This is a genomic window from Marinobacter sp. (genome assembly GCF_041595835.1).
In the GTDB taxonomy this organism is placed as follows: domain Bacteria; phylum Pseudomonadota; class Gammaproteobacteria; order Pseudomonadales; family Oleiphilaceae; genus Marinobacter.
Genome location: NZ_JBFHJO010000047.1, coordinates 1 through 20005, shown reverse-complemented (window position 1 = coordinate 20005; position 20005 = coordinate 1). Strand labels below are relative to the sequence as shown.

Annotated in this window: 16 protein-coding genes; 10 read left to right on the top strand and 6 right to left on the bottom strand. The window is 51.2% G+C overall.

Going from position 1 to position 20005, the window contains the following annotated elements; translation table 11 throughout:
* Positions 1 to 2109: PAS domain S-box protein (locus tag ABYA77_RS12665; protein ID WP_372966335.1), on the bottom strand; the 2109-nt coding region annotated here is incomplete at its 3' end.
* Positions 2110 to 2495: 386 nt separating this feature from the next.
* On the opposite strand from ABYA77_RS12665, the gene ABYA77_RS12660 reads away from it, so the two are divergent.
* Positions 2496 to 3116 carry a LysE family translocator gene (locus tag ABYA77_RS12660; protein WP_372966334.1) on the top strand — a complete coding sequence of 207 codons (621 nt, stop codon included), beginning with the start codon at positions 2496 to 2498 and terminating at the stop codon, positions 3114 to 3116.
* A 27-nt stretch (positions 3117 to 3143) separates the two neighbouring features.
* Here ABYA77_RS12660 and ABYA77_RS12655 read toward each other — a convergent pair whose 3' ends face one another.
* Positions 3144 to 5837 carry a cation-translocating P-type ATPase gene (locus ABYA77_RS12655; RefSeq protein ID WP_372966333.1) on the bottom strand — a complete coding sequence of 898 codons (2694 nt, stop codon included), beginning with the start codon at positions 5835 to 5837 and terminating at the stop codon, positions 3144 to 3146.
* Positions 5838 to 6121: 284 nt separating this feature from the next.
* Here ABYA77_RS12655 and ABYA77_RS12650 point away from each other — a divergent pair, with 284 nt between their 5' ends.
* The 9 genes from ABYA77_RS12650 (at position 6122) to ABYA77_RS12610 (ending at position 16228) form a co-directional block, all read left to right on the top strand.
* The gene (locus ABYA77_RS12650; protein WP_372966332.1) at positions 6122 to 6577 is read left to right on the top strand and encodes an Hsp20/alpha crystallin family protein; all 456 of its coding nucleotides are present in this window, start codon (positions 6122 to 6124) and stop codon (positions 6575 to 6577) included.
* A gap of 251 nt (positions 6578 to 6828) precedes the next feature.
* The gene (locus tag ABYA77_RS12645) at positions 6829 to 7338 is read left to right on the top strand and encodes a nucleoside deaminase (RefSeq protein ID WP_372966331.1); all 510 of its coding nucleotides are present in this window, start codon (positions 6829 to 6831) and stop codon (positions 7336 to 7338) included.
* 236 nt (positions 7339 to 7574) lie between these two features.
* Positions 7575 to 8606: an ABC transporter ATP-binding protein gene (locus ABYA77_RS12640; protein ID WP_372966330.1), complete on the top strand. Its 1032-nt coding sequence runs from the start codon at positions 7575 to 7577 to the stop codon at positions 8604 to 8606.
* The gene (locus ABYA77_RS12635) at positions 8603 to 9625 is read left to right on the top strand and encodes an oligopeptide/dipeptide ABC transporter ATP-binding protein (RefSeq protein WP_372966329.1); all 1023 of its coding nucleotides are present in this window, start codon (positions 8603 to 8605) and stop codon (positions 9623 to 9625) included. The genes ABYA77_RS12640 and ABYA77_RS12635 overlap by 4 nt, the downstream gene beginning before the upstream one ends.
* 2 nt (positions 9626 to 9627) lie before the next feature.
* Positions 9628 to 11262, top strand: a complete 1635-nt coding sequence (locus ABYA77_RS12630) for an ABC transporter substrate-binding protein (protein ID WP_372966328.1) — start codon at positions 9628 to 9630, stop codon at positions 11260 to 11262.
* A gap of 86 nt (positions 11263 to 11348) precedes the next feature.
* The gene (locus ABYA77_RS12625; RefSeq protein WP_372966327.1) at positions 11349 to 12293 is read left to right on the top strand and encodes an ABC transporter permease; all 945 of its coding nucleotides are present in this window, start codon (positions 11349 to 11351) and stop codon (positions 12291 to 12293) included.
* Positions 12277 to 13215: an ABC transporter permease gene (locus ABYA77_RS12620; RefSeq protein WP_372966326.1), complete on the top strand. Its 939-nt coding sequence runs from the start codon at positions 12277 to 12279 to the stop codon at positions 13213 to 13215. Before ABYA77_RS12625 ends, ABYA77_RS12620 begins: the two co-directional genes overlap by 17 nt.
* Before the next feature lie 2 nt (positions 13216 to 13217).
* Positions 13218 to 14735 carry an amidohydrolase family protein gene (locus ABYA77_RS12615; protein ID WP_372966325.1) on the top strand — a complete coding sequence of 506 codons (1518 nt, stop codon included), beginning with the start codon at positions 13218 to 13220 and terminating at the stop codon, positions 14733 to 14735.
* Positions 14732 to 16228, top strand: a complete 1497-nt coding sequence (locus tag ABYA77_RS12610) for an amidohydrolase family protein (RefSeq protein ID WP_372966324.1) — start codon at positions 14732 to 14734, stop codon at positions 16226 to 16228. Before ABYA77_RS12615 ends, ABYA77_RS12610 begins: the two co-directional genes overlap by 4 nt.
* Before the next feature lie 110 nt (positions 16229 to 16338).
* On the opposite strand, the gene ABYA77_RS12605 is transcribed toward ABYA77_RS12610, so the two are convergent.
* The 4 genes from ABYA77_RS12605 to ABYA77_RS12590 all read right to left on the bottom strand — a co-directional run.
* Positions 16339 to 16959 (bottom strand): aspartate/glutamate racemase family protein, encoded by a 621-nt coding sequence (locus ABYA77_RS12605; RefSeq protein WP_372966323.1) that lies wholly within the window; start codon positions 16957 to 16959, stop codon positions 16339 to 16341.
* Between the two features lie 432 nt (positions 16960 to 17391).
* Entirely contained in the window at positions 17392 to 18348 is a 957-nt protein-coding gene (locus ABYA77_RS12600) for a M23 family metallopeptidase (protein WP_372966322.1), read from the bottom strand.
* 3 nt (positions 18349 to 18351) lie between these two features.
* Positions 18352 to 19179, bottom strand: coding sequence for a CPBP family intramembrane glutamic endopeptidase (locus ABYA77_RS12595; protein ID WP_372966321.1), 828 nt, complete (start codon positions 19177 to 19179; stop codon positions 18352 to 18354).
* Positions 19172 to 20005 (bottom strand): DUF6544 family protein (locus ABYA77_RS12590; RefSeq protein WP_372966320.1); only part of this gene is annotated, 834 nt, incomplete at its 5' end. The genes ABYA77_RS12595 and ABYA77_RS12590, both read right to left, overlap by 8 nt.

Sequence of the window (20005 nt, the reverse complement as noted above, 5' to 3'; positions counted from 1 at the left end):
CCGTAAGAGATTCCTGGCGGAATCCCATGCGGCTTTCAGAGTTGCGTCCTGCTCTTTATTCAGTGGTGACAAAGAAAGCACTTCGAGCATACCGAGCACTCCGGCAAGCGGCGTGCGGATCTCATGACTCATAGTGGCAAGAAATGAATCTTTGGCCTGGTTTGCACGCTCTGCGGCATTTTTGGCGAGAACAAGATTTTCTTCAGCACGCTTTCTATCGGTGATGTCACGGAATGACACAATGGCACCAACAATATCGTTATCATTATTTCTCATGGGAACAGCATAGTAAGAGGCGGGAAAGCTGGTGCCGTCTTTTCGCCAAAAGACCTCATCTTCAAGTTGCTCAGAAGTTTCGCCTTGAAGTGCGGCATAAATGTGGCACTCGCCTGGCTGATAAGGCAAGCCATCCGCCCGGGTATGATGCATCAGCATGTGCGCGGGCTGCCCAATTATTTCGTGCTCCTCCCAACCAAGCATGTTTCTGGAAACATGATTCTCAAACATAATGTTTCCGTCAGTGTCGATGCCAATTACCCCCTCACCAACACAATTAAGAATGGTCTGGATGCGTATGGAACTTTCTCGCAAAGCCTCTTGTGCCGCATAGTCTTGGGTTACATCACGAAACACCAGAACCGCACCCAGCACCGACTCGCCATCGGGGTGATGGATCGGTGCGCAGCTGTCGGCTATAGCACGTTCACTGCCGTCGCGAGCAATCAACACCGTATGATTTGCTAAACCGTGTATCGTACCTGTCGCGATAGTATCCATTACCGGGATAGCTGCAGGTAACCGTGTTTCCTGGTTGATAATGTGGAAGATATCATTGATCGGGCGCCCAGATGCTGCGTCTTGAGTCCAACCGGTAAGTTGTTCAGCAATAGGATTTATTCGTGTTACCCGGCCTTCCGCATCCGTCGCTATGACGCCATCGCCAATAGAGTTAAGCGTGATTGATAGTTTTTCTTCTTCCTCTGCATGCTTTATAACTCGATTTTCCAACTCTGCATTGAGCTTCAGAACATCTCGCTTCGCTTGTTCCCGGCTTAATACAATCCGCGCAACCAAGTATGAAGCCAGAGCCAGAATTAAATATAAAGCGATCAGTAATATTCTGTAAAAAGACTGATTATAGAAGGCACTTTCAAATAGATTTTCCGTTGACACGAAGGACACGACTTTCCAGTGCTCATCCTGCCTCACAGCGTCGTTGTTTCGTCGCGCATCGTCCAGAGAAGGATCTCTTAATAAGGATTCCTTTTCCAATAACGGGTGAACGGTAGCGTAAACAAACAATCCCTGTTCTGTTAATAAAGAACCTCGTTCTGTCGAAGAAATAACACGCCAGACGTCAGGATAATCATGCCCAAACTTCCGGTCATTATTGCCCCGCATGAAGCCCCATTCATCGTCAGTGTTGACGCCTTTCAGCCAATAACCATCGCTATTAAGCAGCATGCTACTGTGCAAAAGGCTACCCTGCGTCACCGTACGAAAGTTCTGCAATAGCACATCACCAAAATAATTAAGCATAATGATGCCCTTCTTACGTCCCTGACTATCAAATACTGGTGTGCCGTAACGAATTATTGGTTTGTAGGGAACCTCCAGTTTGCCATGCTCAACATTCAGATCTAACGGAGAGATAAACGTCTCGCCCTGATCAAGACCCAGTGTATCTCTGAAGTAATAGCGCTCAGTCTTATTTTGTAACTGCTCACGCGGTACGATGAATGGCTTACCGTCATTGTAGTTTATACGGACCACTTCGTTGCCGCTGGCATCGAGATAACGCATCTGGTCATAGAGCTGTGTTTCTTGTGCAAACACTAAAAACATCTGTTCCAGCTCTTCTCGCAGAGCCGGATTTTCATTATCGAGATACCGTTGCAACACAGGTAAATTAGCGACAACCCGAAGATCAGTATCAACCGACAACAAATCTCGAGTAACCCGCTCTTTAGCAACATCAATGCGGCTGGCCTCACGTATGCCGGTATTTTCCACCCTCAATCGCTTGTCAAATTGCATGGCCGAAAACAGGACCATTGAAAAAAAGATAGCGGTCGGCAGGTATATCAGAACAAAGCGTTTAAATAACATGTGCACCGGAATACAAGGGTCCGTTGGCGTCGAAGGCGACCTGGCTAAGTTTTTTCGCAACATATTTTGACTCTGAAGTTCCATGACGCCAACAAATGAGTGTATCGAACGAACCTGGCCGAAATGGTCATTCCGATGGCAAACGAATCGCTCACCTGATCAGTTGGTCACATTCGTCAGACTATTCCTGTTTATTTTTCTTCATTTGCCCCCTCCCAAACGTAACTATAGATCAAAATTTATTATTGGTAGCTTCCGTTGTATTTTTTGAGCTTAATCGTCAATCTATCCAATGTTTGACCAGCTGCGAGTACAATTTTTAAACCTTCGCCACCTTATCTGGCGTATGATTTTGATCATTTCTCTCTTAACCTGAAGGCGTGGACATGGCTGACCTGTTCCTATTTTCTACCGCATTGGTGGCAATTTACCTGACACCCGGCCCAGACATGCTCCTGATACTCAGTACGAGCCTGAATAACGGAGCCAGGCAAGCCGTGGCAGTCAGCATCGGGCTTTCCCTGGCCAGAACTCTGCACGTACTGCTGGCAGCACTCGGGTTGGCGGCACTGCTACAAAACACGCCGGTGCTCTATCACGTTGTCCGGCTTGCCGGTGCAGCTTACCTGCTCTATCTGGCCTGGCGATTCCTAACCCTGGATGCCACCGCTAGTCAACGTTCAGAAACGCTATCGGGAACCCCCAGTAACCAATATTTACGATCATTCAGCCAAGGCGTCCTAACCAACCTGCTTAACCCAAAATCACTCATTTTCTGTTCCGTTCTCTTGCCCCAGTTCATCAATCCTGAGCAGGATGTCGCTTTCCAGTTCACCCTGCTCGGGCTAATTCTGGTTTGCATCGGTTTGGGGTTTGATCTTGTCTATTCAGTGATGGGAGGAAGGTTTTCTGCGTTTACAGCGTCAAGGAGGGGGATGCAAAAAGCACAAAACAGGATTGTGGCAGGACTGCTGGCGGCGATTGGGCTGAAGGTTGCCTTGGCCTGATTTATCGAAACCGGGGTGGTTTTTATATTAATCAGCAGCCTGTTTTAATGACCGGACGGCGATAAAGACCTGCCCTATCGCAAGCGATCCAAAGCTGCCCCCCATAGCCAACAGTAATCCAGCAGGACTTGGGTCAGGCAGTTTCAGGATGCCAGATAGGCCTGGTAGCCACAGGGCTGCCGCGATTAATGCAAGGCACAACACAATTGAGGCCCAGATCCACGGGTTGCGTGTCACCTCATTTACGAATACCCGCCCTCCCAGCGTTCGAACGTTGAACACATTCCATAGTTGCGACAGAGCCAGAGTAAGGAAGGCAACCGTGACGGATGCCTCAATGTCCAGCATCAACCAATACAGCGCCAGCCAGAATGCAGCAAGCGTCATTAAGGTTATCGCCCCGCCCAATACGGCGATACTAATCCACCGGTTTCGGTCGATGATCGACGCGGCCGGGTCACGAGGTGGTTGGCGCATAACCGTTTCATCGCCTGCTCCAAGGCCCAAGGCGAAGGCGGGGAAGACATCTGTCACAAGGTTCAGAAATAAAATTTGAAGTGGTAGCAACGGCATTGGCAAATTTGCACCAACGGCTAACCCAACAACCAGAACTTCGCTGACATTGCACGACATCAGATAGATAACAAATTTGCGAATGTTTTCAAAAATCACACGCCCCTGACGCATGGCTTCGATAATCGTGCTAAATGAATCATCCTTGAGGACCATATTTGCAGCTTCACGGGCAACCTCCGTTCCACGCTGTCCCATCGCAATACCAATATCGGCTTTTTTCAGTGCTGGTGCGTCATTTACGCCATCACCGGTCATCGCTACGATATGGCCTCTGTGCTGATAAAACGTCGCAAGGTTCAACTTGGTTGCGGGGTCCACACGTGCAAAAACGTCAGCAGAAAGCAGACGTTCGCGCAGATCTCCATCCGTCGTCTCAGGATCGAAGTCTGCCAGCTCATTTCCTTCAATGACTGTCAGGTTGCTGCCGCCTCCCAATCCTGCCTGGCTGGCTATGGCAGAAGCTGTGTCTGCATGATCACCGGTCATCATGACTACCCGCACACCTGCAGCGCGAGCAGCGGCTATCGCATCGGCGACATCAGCGCGTAAAGGATCACGCAAGCAGACCAGCCCCACCAGCGTCAGACTTTCATAGGGAGGCTCATCGTCGCGGTTCGTTTGTTTCATCGCCATGGCAAGCAAGCGCAATCCTTCGCTCGCCGCAGCCCCACCACTGTTCAGCCAGTCAGCTCGCGCTGCAACGTCCATTACCTGAACACCGTCTGGACCAAGGAAGTGGCTACAGGCATCAATAACCGCTTCGGGCGCTCCCTTGACTGCATACAGGAAACCGCCTTCGGCTCTATGTACACTAGCCATCATTTTGGCATCTTGATCAAAAGCGTATTCGCCGACTTTTTCATATTCAGTCAGCAAGGTTTCGCGCCCCTGACCTGCCTGAACGGCTACGCGCAGCAGCGCCAACTCCATCGGATCGCCAGCAGGAAGTTGCCCTCCATTTCCTAACGATGCACCGTTACATAACGCTCCGATCTGTAACAAGGTACCAAGGCGTGCGTCTTGTTTCGGATCACGCTGTCTCCCCTCACATTCAAAACGTACTGTGTCGCCCTGACGACTCAGATTCAGATGTGTTTCATACACAAGATACCGTACAACAGTCATACGATTTTCAGTCAGCGTACCGGTCTTATCGGTTAGAATTACCGTGGTCGCACCCATGGTTTCCACTGAAGACAGATTCGAAACAATCGCATTGCGCGCAGCCATGCGCCACATACCGCGCGCCAGGCTCAGTGTAGCAACCACGGGCAATCCCTCAGGCACAGCTGCAACCGCCAGCGCTACGCCAGTCTGAATCATTATCGCCAGTTCGTGGCCACGCAAAATACCGGCGCCGATCACCAGTGCTGCAAGTACCAATGTGAGCCAGACTAACCGGTGCCCCAGTCGATCAAGGCGTTTTTCCAGAGGTGAAACAACCGAGTCAGCAGACTGCACCAGATGACTGATATGCCCGAGTTCAGTTTCCATTCCAGTGGCAACAACAATACCTTCGCCCGAGCCCTGGGTGATCGCCGTGCCTTTAAACACCATAGAGGCACGGTCTCCAAGCATTGCGTTTGCTGAAACCGGCTCAGTCTGCTTGACTACAGGCACGGACTCCCCGGTCAATACAGATTCGTCACATTGCAGATTCGAAGCGCGGGTAATCCGTATATCTGCGGTGACTATATCCCCGGCGTCCAGCAAGACAATATCGCCTGGTACCAGATTCTGCGCATCGATACGCACCGCCTTTCCGCTACGCCGAACCTGGGTGGTGACGGAAGCGATGCTCAACAATGCCTCCATCGACCGAGCAGCGCGTAGTTCCGAGACAAACCCGATCACAGCATTGATCGCCAGAACGACGATAATCGCACTGCCTTCCGCAATATCATGGAAGTAAAAAGACAGCCCTGCGGCAAAGGCGAGAAGCCATACAATTACGCCTTTAAACTGATTTGTCAGAATGACCAGTATACTTTGCCTAGGGGCCGCTCTCAGACAATTCATACCATAGCGATTCCGGCGATCAACAGCGTCTTTATCAGCCAGCCCGTATTGCGGATCTACGGCCAACTCTTGCGTCACTGTATCGATAGTCTTGGCAAACGCATCGAGAGGGCTCGCATCTTTCATGAGGTCTTTCGTCTCCGTCGAGCAGGTCAGCGTTGTTACCCAGTCTAATACCATCTTCTGATCTAAAACAGGACAACACCATTGGCCAGTTCAGTTATCTGAGCTTTCAACCCGCATTGAAGCAATGTCGTTACCCATCGGGTTGAAAAACAGGTGAACGTTCCCAATATTTACATCAGGCCGCTCCCGGAGAACCATTCGATTGATGCCGTCGATATGGATTTCTGTTCCGCGAACGGTGCCGGCATCACTGTTAGATTTCAAATGCCTAGGAGGAAATTTGAATGTCCAACATTACACGCTGGAACCCGATCAATGAATTTGACAACATGATAAACCGTTACAACCGGCTACTTGGCCTGACACGCAGTAACGATGAGTCGGGCGGGAATGATCTGTTCAACAGTAGCGACTGGATCCCGGCCGTGGATATCAAGGAAACCCCGGAGGCCTTCACTATTGAGGCAGAACTACCGGGTATACCTAAAGAGAACGTGAAGGTTACGGTACAGAACGGTGTCTTGAGCATTCAGGGTGAACGCAAGCACGAGAAAGAAACCGACGAGAACAAGCAGCACCGTATTGAACGGTACTACGGCAGTTTCCTGCGTAGATTTACCTTGCCCGAAAACGTCGACGAAAACAGTGTTAAAGCCAAGTTTAAGGATGGCGTGTTATCCCTGACATTGACCAAGGCAGAGCCTGCTAAACCCAAGGCTATTGAAGTAGACGTTCAGTAACCCAGCGCTGTCAGAAGCCGCAGAGGTTGCAGCCTCTGCGGCTTCCCCCTCACTTCAGTCATCCGGCTTAAAAACAGTGCAGTTGTCTTGTTGAACGCACTGATCCAATGCACGTCTATACATTCCCAGTCACTGAAGACTGCCTCACAAGCTTACCGCACACTCCCTCCAGCTAACCAAATCGACATGGCTTGATGCTTGCTTACCTCTGCCACCCAGTCCACTTCTTATAAACCACGATGGTAAAAAATATGTACGAGCAAAAATTCATGGACATGGTCATAGACCTTAGCCGTAAAGCACTCACCCTGCCCGGCACTCAGCCATTCGGTGCAATTTTAGTGAGAAATGGGGTCGTCATAGGCGAGGGACTCAACCACGAAATAGCCAGGCATGACCCAACCTCCCATGGCGAAATCGAAGCAATAAGGGACGCCTGCCAGCGCCTCGAAACTAATGATCTGAGCGATTGCACCATGTATGCCATTGGTGAGCCTTGCCCTATGTGCACCGTGGCCATCCGTTTGGCAAAAATATCACAAGTGTATTATGGCGCCTCACACCTGGACGCCTTTAATGCATACAGTGGTCTTTCCGATACACCTTATGCCGACATTGGCGTTGAGGGCCTGCGCGCCGAAGCCGGCACTCCGGTTGAATCCAGAAGCATCCCATATCATTGCCATGAACCTGAGGCATGCGCTGCGGTTTACCGCGAATGGGCTGTTTATATGGAGAAAAAACTTGGGATGGCTGATTAGATGTTCTCCCTATCACGTGATTGTGCTCATTTTTAGAGCACCCCTACCCATAACTGAAGCATTAAAGTGCAGCTGATATTTGGTCACACACACAAAAAAAACCTATATCATGCTGTTTTTACTCGTAAATATTAATTCTGGCCCAATCATTGATTGGTAAACATCATAAGCGCATTTAGCCTCAACGGCTCAAAGGTTGGCGTGCCTTCCACTTCATCTACCGTTGTGGTTAAGACATGGCGAACAAACAAAGCACAGCACAAACAAATCAAGCCGAAAGTAACTCATCAGGGCTTGAAATATCCAATCTCAAAATTTGGTTTGACACACCATCCGGCCCTTTAAGGGCCGTCGACAACGTTAGCCTCTCAGTAAACAAAGGAGAGATCGTTGCCCTCGTTGGAGAATCAGGTTCAGGAAAAAGTGTTACATCGCTGGCAGCTTTAAAGCTCATCAATACTCCACCAGGACGGTTTGTTTCAGGCTCCATCACGCTGAACGGTCAGAATATTCTGGCCATGACAGAACAAGAACTGGAATCTGTTCGTGGAACGTCTGCTGCCATGCTGTTTCAAAATCCCCGGGGAAGCCTTGATCCCTCATTCACTATCCAAGAAGCCTTTCAGGAAACCTTATCGCGTCACCAGCCAGGCTTGAGCCCTAAAGAATGCCGGGAGTATATCGAAACAGGCTTGAGACAAGTCGGCTTCAATGACTGGGAACGAGTTGCTGCGTCTTATCCTCATCAGCTTAGTGGCGGCATGTGCCAGCGGGTGGCCCTGGCCATCACCTTCGCCTGCAATCCCGACTTGTTAATTGCCGATGAGCCAACCACAGCCCTGGATGTAGGAATTCAAGCCAAGGTACTGTTTTTGCTTCGAAAACTAAACATTGAGCATGATTTACCTATTCTCCTGATCACCCATGATTTCGGTGTTGTAAGAGCGATTGCACACCGTGTTGTGGTTATGTACGCGGGACACATACAAGAAGAAGGCCCTGTCGACGCAGTTCTTTGCAATCCACAGCACCCCTATACCCGGTCGCTTATCAAATCCGTGCCGGATGATGTTGGCAACGACGACGTCCTTTATCAGATTCCGGGTACACCTCCGGATCTTGTTAACCCGCCAGCGGGATGTCGTTTTGCTGACCGTTGTGAGCTGGCCGTTAAACGATGCCGGGAGGAGCTCCCCGAGCTCAGAGCACTCGCGGAAGATCGCACAGCACGCTGCCACCTGATCGACCTGAGTGAGAATAAGGTATGACCCAACCATTGTTGTCCGCCCGGAATATTCACCTGACGTATAGCACGACCACCGGCCTTATACGCAAAAAGAATGTTGCCACCACGAAAGCTGTAGACGGAGTCAGCTTTGATATCTATCCCGGCGAAACCGTCGGGCTGGTAGGCGGTTCCGGCTCAGGTAAGTCAACTCTGGCGAGGATTATCACACGGTTAATTGAACCTGATAGCGGCGAAGTTTGGTTTGATGGAGAGCTCATTACCGAAATCAGCCCTGATCGTATGCGTTTATACCGGCGCGATATTCAGGTCGTGTTCCAGGATCCCCTGCACTCTCTCAACCCAAGACGAACCATCGGCGAGAGTATAGCGCGGCCACTGCTCAACTTTTCTACGCCCAAAAAAGTAGCCCTGGCAAAAGCCAGAGAACTGATGGAAGTCGTGGGCCTGAATCCCGACTCGGTATCGCGTTACCCCCACGAATTCAGTGGCGGCCAATGTCAGCGTATTGCAATCGCAAGAGCGCTGGCACTTGAACCCCGACTCCTGATACTGGATGAACCTGTGTCCGCACTGGATGTATCCGTACAGGCGCAAATTCTCAACCTGCTTAAAGAACTCCAGAAACGTTTTGGTATCGCATTCTTATTCGTCTCGCACGATCTTGGCATCGTTCGCTATATGTGCGACCGAACTCTGGTTATGTACCGCGGCCAGATAATGGAATCCGGTATGAGTGACGATATTCATGATCTGCCTGGACACCCATTCACCCGAAACTTCATAGACACCATTCTGACAATGGACGGTGGTGCCCGCTGGTTAGAAGTAGCCAGCAGAATTGAAGACGTGGAAGGAACTCAAATGACTACCGAAGGGTGTGTTTTTCAAGCCGCGTGCACGCATGCAATGCCTCAGTGCAGAGTAACAACACCTGAACTCAGATCAGTCGATGATAGCCGGAGTGTGGCCTGTCATCTCTACAACGAAGAGACAGGCTTTAGCCCGTCAGATTTAAACTCGAAGTATCAAGGAGAGTGATTATGCCAATGAACACCAAAAAGCCATCACGATGGAGTAGTTTCGGAGCAACAAGTGCTCTGGCTGCAGCTATCGCGGTAAGTAGCCTTAGCCTTGCACCCGAACAGGCAAATGCTCAGGCAACACCTAAAGATACCGTCGCTATTGCTATCGAAGCAAACCTGTCCAGATTAGACCCTCACGCATCAACGACATGGAATACTTTTCGCGTTCTCATGCATGTATTTGAAGGTTTTGTCGCGGAAGATTTAACGCAGGATAATGTTGAACAACCACCGATTGTGCCCGCTCTCGCGGAATCCTGGGACATTTCCGACGATGGCCTGACCTACACATTCAATCTTCGCAAAGGCGTTAAATTTCACGACGGTACAGACTTCGATGCCGACGCCGTAAAATTCAACATGGACAGGATGCTTGATCCGGATTTTGAATATTATCAGTCCATTGCAAGTGGGCTAATGCGGTGGATGTGGCAAGATCTTGAAAGTTACCGTGTTGTTGATGACTACACCTTTGAGATCAAGCTTAACAAACCAAACATTGAGTTCATCCGACGGCTGGCGATGGGCGGCTCAGGAACCCCCCGTTTTATCAGCCCTGAATCCATCCGTAAACATGGTAATGACAGTGTAGAAACAAACCCCGTAGGCACGGGACCTTACAAGTTTACGCGACGTTCAATCGGTGAGCTGACGGTTTTAAGCCGGAATGCCGATTACTGGGATGAAAGCCGCATTCCAAAAATTGAGCGCCTGATGTTCAGGCCTATTTCAGAAGTAGCGACCAGAGAGCTCGCCCTTAGAAGTGGCGAAGTCGATATGATTTCGTCACCTTCCCCTGATTCAATTGACCAGCTTGAAGCATCAGGCCTTGAGATTGTAAGTAGCCCAATTTCTACAATTTATATGATGTGGGTGAACTTTAAAGAAGAGCCGCTAAAAGATGTGCGCGTTCGCCGTGCGGTATGTATGGCGCTTGACCGTGAAGGCATGGCGGAGTTTCACCGTAATGGCTATGCACGGCCTGCAACAGGCATACTTAACTATGGCGGGCCAGGTTATGACCCCGATTTCAAAGATTGCGAGTATGATCCGGAAGGCGCCAAAAAGCTTCTGGTAGAAGCGGGTTATCCCGACGGTTTTGAAACACGCCTGGACTGGACCATGGGTGGCGGTGGTGACGTCAACACCATCGGCGACGCGGAATGGATTCAGCGCGACCTGGCCAAAATAGGCATTGATGCCTCAATCGAATCCTTCGATAACGGCACCTATTGGGACATGCTTGGAGGTGGAATCCGGGAGGGAACCGGGTTCATGTCAGTCTCATGGGGTGAAACCAGTTTCTTCTGGCTGGACCAAGTTATCGCTAGTAACGCTATTCCACCAAACGGATTCAACGCAGGCTACTACGACAATCCTGAAATTGATGTACTCCTGGCAAACGCCCGCTCATCAACCTCCGAGAGTGAGATGCTGGGCCACCTGGCCAGGTTACAGGAGGTCGTTGCAAACGATATGGCGTTCATCCCTTACTACACACCGGTCGCCATTTATGCAATGCAACCAAATATCTCCGGATTTGTTCTAGCACCTCAGCATTGGCACGACTATACCGGTCTGGTCAAAAACTGAGATACCAACCCTAGCTTAACGATGTTCAGTAATCCGCCCAGCTATTAAGTGGGCGGATTCTTACTGGCTCGTGCGGAGACTACATAATGCCTCGGTTTGTTTTGATGCGTTTACTGCAAATGATCCCCGTAATGCTTGGGGTCAGTTTTGTCGTGTTTATTTCAGTTTATTTGGTTCCAGGAGATGTTGCGCGAACAGTTCTGGGGCAGCAGGCGTCAGACACCGCCGTACAGGCACTTCGTGAAGAACTAGGCCTTAATCGACCGCTGTTGGTGCAATATGGAATCTGGCTTTGGGATCTTCTTCATTTCGATCTTGGATTCTCTATTTCCCAGCGTGTTTCAGTGTCTACGTTGCTCGGTGAAAAGATTTTAAATTCACTGATTCTGATGGGGTTCAGCCTATTTTTAGTTATTACCCTGAGTTTCACGCTTTCTGTCTATTCGGCCACGCATTTCCGGAAAATTGGTGATCGACTGGCCATTTTCGGGACACTGGTCATGGCTTCAGCACCGACCTTCTGGCTCGGAATCCTGCTGCTTTATGTGTTCAGCATCAAATTCCCTTTCTTTCCCACATCGGGAATGCACAATTTTTACAACCCGGGGGGATTCTGGGAGGTCGTTCACCACGCCACACTTCCGGCAATAGCAACCGCAGCCTCATCCATTGCGATCGTAACGAGAGTGACACGGTCAGCAATGATCGATGTCATTACCAAGACATATATGACGGCCCTTCGTTCGCGCGGTATCCGCCGCAGACGATTGAACTACGTGCACATGGTGCGTAATGCCCTGCCTTCTTTTGTCAATATCAGCGGCCTTCAGGTGGGATACCTGTTTGGTAGCGCAATATTCAGCGAGATTATTTTTAACTGGCCAGGCATCGGTCTGCAGCTTTACGACGCAATCCTTCAAAGAGACGTACCCATGATTCAGGGCTGCTCACTGGTAATCGCACTGATGTTTGTGATCAGCAACTTTCTGTCTGACTACATAGTGAGGTCACTCGATGCAATCAAACGCTGAAGTTATCGGGGCGAAACCTCAAGCCCTGAAATCCCGGTCCAGTCTCTATTTTATCTGGAGAGGCATACTTGCAGACCGGTATGCATTGGTCGGTTCACTGATTCTGAGCCTGGTAGCGCTTGCCGCCCTGCTCGCCCCCTGGATTGCCCCCTTTGATCCTACCGTCAGCTTCCCCAGATTACGGCTGCAAGGAATCGGTACGCCTGACCATCTTTTGGGGCTGGATCATCAGGGGCGTGACATGTTGTCCCGTTTGATCTGGGGCGCCCGAACCACATTGTTTGCTGGCATCACTCCAGTTTTTCTAAGCGCGCTATGCGCCATTCCACTTGGGCTAATCGCTGCTTGGAACGAAAAATTCGGATCGGTGATTATGCGGGTGATGGACGTTCTGTTCGCATTTCCTATGGTACTGCTCGCTATCATGCTGGCCGCATTTATGGGCCCGGGTATGGTCAATATGATCATTGCCTTGACGATCGTTCTCCTTCCCTACAACACCCGTGTTGTCTATGTAGCAGCACAACAGGAAAGAAACAGCAGCTATATTGAAGCCGCAATAGCATCCGCGACGCCCACACCTAAGATCCTTTTCGTTGAGATGCTCCCGAATGTGGTTGCTGCGTCCATTGTTTACAGCACAACCATTGTCGGCAACATCATAATCACCGCCGCTGGCCTGAGTTTTCTAGGCCTTGGTGTTCAGGCACCCACGGCAGAATGGGGCATTATCACCAGTGATGGTCGCCAATACCTGTTCAACGCGGCTCACATCTCCCTTCTCCCAGGCATAGCCATCATGGTCGTCGTGGTCGCCTTTAATTTACTGGGTGATACGCTCCGGGACGCCCTCGATCCGAGAACCCGCCTTTCTTTAGCTCGCAATAAATCAGTCCCAAAATCAGACACAGGTGATAACTAACGATGGACATCGTCATCCGCAATGCCAGAGTGTTAACCATGGACACCAATGACACTGAGTACGAGCGTGCCGACGTACTCATTGCTAACGGAATCATAGAGAAAATCGGCCCGGACGCCTCGGTTGGGATCGATACTGAAGGAGCCCGTGTAATCGATGGCCAGGGCAAGCTGGTCATGCCAGGGCTCATTAACGCTCACTTTCATTCCCCGGTTAACTTTCTAAAGGGAGCCCTAGTTGATGCCCCTCTGGAACTGTATATGCTCTATGAAGTTCCTCCTTTACAGTGCCAGACCGTCGATGGCGATTACGCCTATACCCGGACGATGCTGGGCGCGGTCGAATTGCTCAAGCAGGGCGTAACCACCAACCACGATGACTGTTTTTTTGTGCCGGTACCGACCGAGGAAGAAGTTGGAGCCGTAATGCAGGCCTATACCGATGCGGGCATCAGAGCATCCGTTACGATGTGCCAGGTCAACGTCAGGGAATACGAGAAATACCCGTTCCTTTATGATCTTTTACCCGATGACATTCGCACGGAAATGGAAGAAGTTCCGCTACTGACCACGGATGAGCTCATTGGCCACTATGAGCAATTTATCGATAAATGGCATGGCACTTCCGGCAACCGAATCCGGTGTTCTGTCTCCTGCTCAGCCCCCCAACGAGTTACGCCAGATTGCCTCAGAGCACTCAATGACCTAAGTGCGAAATACAACATTCCTTACAACATGCACATTCTCGAAACCAAGCTACAGCGAGTCCTGGGTCAGGAAATGCATGGAAAGTCATTTATCCAGTACGTCAAAGATCAGGGCGTACTGACCGACCGCTCGGTTGTCATCCACTCGATCTGGGTGGATGATGATGATATTGCAGCCATGGCTGAGTCAGGCTGCTCAATTGTTCATAATCCCATTTCCAACCTCAAAATCGGTAGTGGCGTCATGCCTTTCCGTCGGCTGAAGCAGGCCGGTATAAACATTGGATTGGGAATAGACGAAGTTCCCGTCGATGACGGCTGCAATCTCTGGACAGTCGGTAAAACCGCAGGCTTAGTTCACAAAATTGCTGACCCTGAATATCACCAGTGGCCAAAAGAAGATGAGATCCTCGAAATGCTTACCAGAGGCGGTGCTCGTTCTATGGGGCTCCAGGACCAAGTGGGCATGCTCCAGGAAGGCTTCCGTGCCGACATGCTGCTGATAGACCTGGACACACTGCCATTTACGCCGTTGCACAACCTGAAGCGTGCCCTGGTGTTTTGTGAAAATGGTGCGTCCCTGAAAATGACCATCGTCGATGGCAAAATTGTCGTGGAAGACGGAGAAATTCTGACGGTTGATGAACCCGCTCTTCGCAAGAAGGTACGAGGATATGCAGATCAGCTTGAGCGCCAACTTCAGGAAATGACCGAATCGGCTGATCGTCTAGCCCCCTACTATCGGGAAATGTATCTCAAGGCAACGGCGCGTGACGTGGGAATGAATCGCTGGGCTGGGCCGATGCAACCATGAACACCATAACACTCACCGGTTGCAGAGCAATTTTGGGGCGCGGAGGGCCTGTCAGCCACGCCCCCGTGGACATTGTCATCAAAGGAGACCTGATTCATAAGATTCAGCCGTCCGATCCGGCCAGCGCTGAAGGTGAAATCATTGATGTCAGCAACCACCTTGCTGCGCCAGGCATGGTGAACGGCCACCACCACAGTCATGAAAACTTTCACAAGGGCCGTTACGACAATCTGCCGCTAGAGCTGTGGATGAACTTCGTCAGACCGTTGCAGCCACTTCCTGTGACTCCGCGCCAGGTTTATCTTCGTACGATGATCAGTGCCATCGAAGCCTTAAGAACCGGCGCGACAACCTTAGTGGATGACCTTAACGCCAGCCCGCGACTCGATCCGGAGCTGGTAGAAGCAGCCTACCAGGCCTACGAAGACATCGGCATTCGGGCCTACGTCGGCATTACACTATTTGATAAACCTTTTTTCCGCGGCGTTCCCTTCGTTGATGAAGAATTGCCACCAGACCTTCTTGCAGAACTCGACAGCACCGCATCAACCTCTGCCGAAGATTTGATCGCTTTCGCAAGGGATCTTGCCATTAAGCATCATCCGGATAACAACCGCGTTGCCTATATAGCCGCCCCCTCTGCACCACAACGCTGTACCGAGGGGTTCCTGAAAACAGTCCGTTCGATGGCAGATGAGCTGCAGATTCCAGTGATGATTCATGTTCAGGAAACCCGGATGCAGGTAATTACCGGCTACGAGTTTTATGGATCAACCATGATTGAATACCTTGATCGCATTGGTTTTCTCAAACCAGGAACCAGTATTATTCATGGTGTCTGGGTTACGCCGAGAGAACTTCAGATCATGGCAGAGAGAGGCGTCTCGGTGCAGCATAACCCTTCCAGCAATTTCAAACTTGGCAGCGGATTGATGCCCATGCGGGAAATGCTGGATGCCGGCATCAACGTTGCTCTTGGCAGTGACGGCTGCGGCTCCATTGAGGGGGTCGACATGCTAAGAGTGCTTTACAATACCGCCCAGGTGCAGAAACTTCGGGGCGACAGCTACCAACGATGGATTGGCGCTAACGAAGCCTGGAAAGCCGCAACTCAGGGCGGAGCCCAGGCGCTTGGAAGAAATGATCTGGGGTATCTTGAGGAAGGCATGAAAGCCGATCTGGTGCTTTACCGTCTTGACGATATTGCCTTCACACCAATGAATGATCCTGTTCGGCAACTTGTTTACTCCCAATCAGGACGTGGTATCGACTACATCTTTGTTGACGGCGAAAAAGTCATGGACAAAGGCGAGCTGACCAGAATTGATGAGGCCGGTATTATTAACGACATTCACCAAGCCCACCGCGAACTGGAACCCCACATTCGCCTTTCTGAGGAATCCGTTGGCCGACTGAGCGACGCCTACGAGCGCATTTACGAACGCTGCCAGCGCCATCCACTTGCTCCGGATGTCTTTCCGGCACGTTTGTAAACCTGCCCCGCGATGACATCTGGCAGGGACAGGCCAGTCAATAGCCCTATTCAAGGATGGATGCCGTAACAAGGGTACCGTTGCGAATAATGCAATCATATGTGCTCGTGTTATGAATCTTGTTGCCTGAATATGCTGCCCCAGTCCGCCGCCAAGGTATCGGTCCTGACACCAGAGAGTCGTAGCGCCTTCCAGACGACAGCCGCGATAGAGTCATAGATTGGAATACCAATGTCTTCCTCGAGTCGTGCTACCAGACGGGCCGCTCGAAGATTGGTACAAAGAACGATTATTGCCTGTGGTTTACTGTTTGCCAGGTCACGGATGGCGTGCTCAATATCAGCCTCGCTGAATTCTGAAAAAGCATAGTTATCCCGCTCTTCGAAATGAACTTCAGCAACACAATGAACCCCCATCGAGTGATAATTCTCAATAATCTTGTTCTGAACATCTCCCAGATAAGGTGTAACCAGCGCAATCCGCTCAATGTTGTTTTTCTTTATAAGTTCATTAAGGGCAAGCACGCTTGATGTAGCTGGAACACCAGTTTCTGACTCGATCGCAAGACACAGTGTTTTATCCCGTTCAAATCCCAGCCAGCTTGCCGATGTCCCATTCCAGGAGATGGACGATGGAAGCGCATCGGCAAGTAACTTTGCACTTGCGACAATCGGCTCAAGAACGGTATTCGAAGAAGGGGTGATCATGCCGAGCAAGGTTCTGTGTGCCATAAAATATATTCCCAGCTACCCAAGAGTCATAAAACACCTTGTACCCAGCAATTATCACTCCATGTCACAATCCGGTCGTGAAGGCTCTTTCCCCGTGCGAAAGGCGCTACCTCCTCCACCGGTGCCGACCCGCTCAAAGCACCCGTATTCCTATTCTTTTTTTTCTCTTCTTTTTTTCTCCGGTGGGCTGGGGGCTGGGCGGTAATATTTTCACCATAAACGAGGTTTTAAGTGGAAATATCTACCATGATCGAAAAGGTCGCAAAGCGAACATTCAGATTCGGGCGTAACGCCTGCGCTTTGTTCTCAAAGCGGGCCTTTTACATCGCCCTGATATCGGCATTTGTCTCTGACTCAGGACTCTATCATGCCGGATTTTCCAGTTTCGAGTGGAACGATTCTCAGGAATGGTTCCACACGTTCCTTTTTGTCTTACTGAGCAAGGTGTAGTATGTCGTTGCGCGCCAGAAATCGATTATTGATGGTGAGCCATATCGGATCGCCGGCCAAAGGAACTTCTGCTGGCAGCCCTCGTTGAGCATGAACGTGCAAGTGCGGTTCCGAGCTGTTCCCTGAGTTGCCCATCTGTCCCAAGACGTCACCGGTTTTTAACCTATCCCCGGTCACTACGACGGTGCTTCCTTGCCGTAAATGCGCAAGGATCACGAAAAAGTCTCCGCAATCGATAGCGACATAATTGCCAGTCATATGATCGCGGTCCATTTCGGGAACCGGCATATCTTTGATGCCATCAACTGACAGGGCCACTTCGCCGCTGCATGGCGAGAGAACCGGCACGCCAAAGGTTGTGTATCTGGCCGGGTCTGTTGGCTGCCAGCCATCCTTATGAAACCCCAGAGGGGTAATCCGGAAGATATCCAGGGCCTTGCTCTGACCGCGCCAGGGGCCAAAGCGCTCGACTGCCGGGTTCAGGGTTTTGAGGTGCGCATTGATCATCGGCGTGCTCCCTCCGTGGGCAATGAGGTAGTGCCCCGGAGGAAAGGGAGGGGCTATGTTGACCACGGTTTCCCCGGGCAGCACTCGCCCCTTCATTGCGTACCACGCCAGGTAGCCGCCAAACAAGCCCAGCGCTGCCACCATCAGAATTATGACAGAGCTAGCCGCTGACGCCCGCCATAGCCCGGGACCGGGGGTACCTTTTCGGAACAGGTGAGTGGCCACGATAAGGATCAGTAACAGACCGTAGGCATAAGGTGTCCAAAACGGCGGCACAGCCCACAGCAACACAAGGCCAATACCCAGCAGAACCGACGTTACCGAGACAAGCTGGAGCCCCCACGCAAGCCATCCCGCCGCTGGGTAAATCGCCATCCAGGCCAGCAGCGCCAGTGGTAGAATAACCTGTGTGAGCATTACCATCCAGGACATCGGTCAGACCTTCTTTCTATTCCACCAGAGAACCAGAAGAACAGCAGCCAGGAGATTGCCGATCAACATAAAAGGGTACATGTCTGGTGAGATGCGAAGCCACTCACCGGTAAAGTTCATCATACCGTGGAAGATCAACACCGCCAGAATACTACGATCAGCCCGGTTGTAGACCTGCACAATCAATAGAGTCTGGCAGACGATCATAGGCAGCCACCAGTATAGCTCCGGGTTAAAAGTGGTATTGGCGTAATAGCCGGGGAACCACACAAACGGTGCGTGCCAGATAGCCCACACTGTGCCGTTTACCAGGCCCGCCGTTGTTGGGCCGAAGTGCTGTTGCAGGGTATCCAGATAGTATCCCCGCAAGCCTATTTCCTCGATGGCCGGAAATACGAACGACAGGAGAAGGAGAAACAGCAACATACCCGGATTGAGAAACAGGGAGGTGTTTACATCGAGCGGCGAATCGGTGATGCCCAGCCAAAGCGCCATGCCAGCCATGGCCAGATCCAGGCATAGCCAGAAAAGCAGAATCACCAACCACCACCGGCCGGGAATGCGTCGCCAGTCACCCAGCCGGCGCGCCAGGTCAAGAACCTGCGCCTTACCGCCTGTCAGTGCCGCTAACACAAGCCCTGCCAACAGCGGGCTGGCGCCCCCGATCAGGAACCACAACAGGTTCGGAAACACCCACACCGACTCATCTGACAACAACACCGGCACCCAGAAAAGGTAGGCCCAGCCAAGGTAAAAAAGCGGAAAAGCCAGTAGCGGGTGGGAGATAACCCATTGCCGAAGGTCGATAAATCGATGGCCGGAATCATTCATGGGGGAACTCGACAGCGGTCACATCCGTCACGAAAAATGGGAAATATTGATCCGTGCCAAAGTGATTTCCGGCTTCCACGTGAGTAGGCAGGCGAAACCCGCCGAAGTACTGGAATTCTGAGAGATAACCGCCGAACGGTTGCAGCCGGTGCCGCTTTTCCGGATTTGCATTGCTCCATCGCTCAAACCTGACCTGTATCGGCTGACCATCCGCTCCTACAGTCAGGTCTACCGACTGTGAAAGGCCCTGATAGTGTACGGTGACCCGGGCGCGATCAGTATCCAGGCTATCCCAGACAATTCCAGGGCGGGGCAACACCGCCGCAGGTGTCCAGAAGATGGCTTCGGCTACATAGCGGCCAAACGCAGAACGTGTATGGTCCCTATCCCCGCCCAAGCGCGCGATTGGCAGCAAACCCATTAGCCAGAACCGCGTCCACCTCTCGCTGTCAGACCCAGACAATCTCATCAGGCCACGCCGCGCACGCATTTTCCAGACGAATCCGGCAGGCATGGCCAAGACCTGAGTTGCCGCAAAATCCAGATAGTTGGGTTTGTCCCTGCTGCCCATACCGAAACGCCCGACCATGGCGATGCTGGCGACCTCAGAGAGCGGAGTGCCCTGTTTAATCGTGTACAGAAAATAGCGGCGTGCCGGTTCAGGTAGATGAGCGATCATATCGGCGGTGAAGTTAGGAGGTTGTTCAGGTTGGTTGACGGCAAGATCATGCATAGCGTTAAGGTCAGCGCGCTGATCCAACAGCCGCCAGACTGAGAGTGTCAACACTATCAAAATAAACAACACAATCACAAAGACCATCGCAAT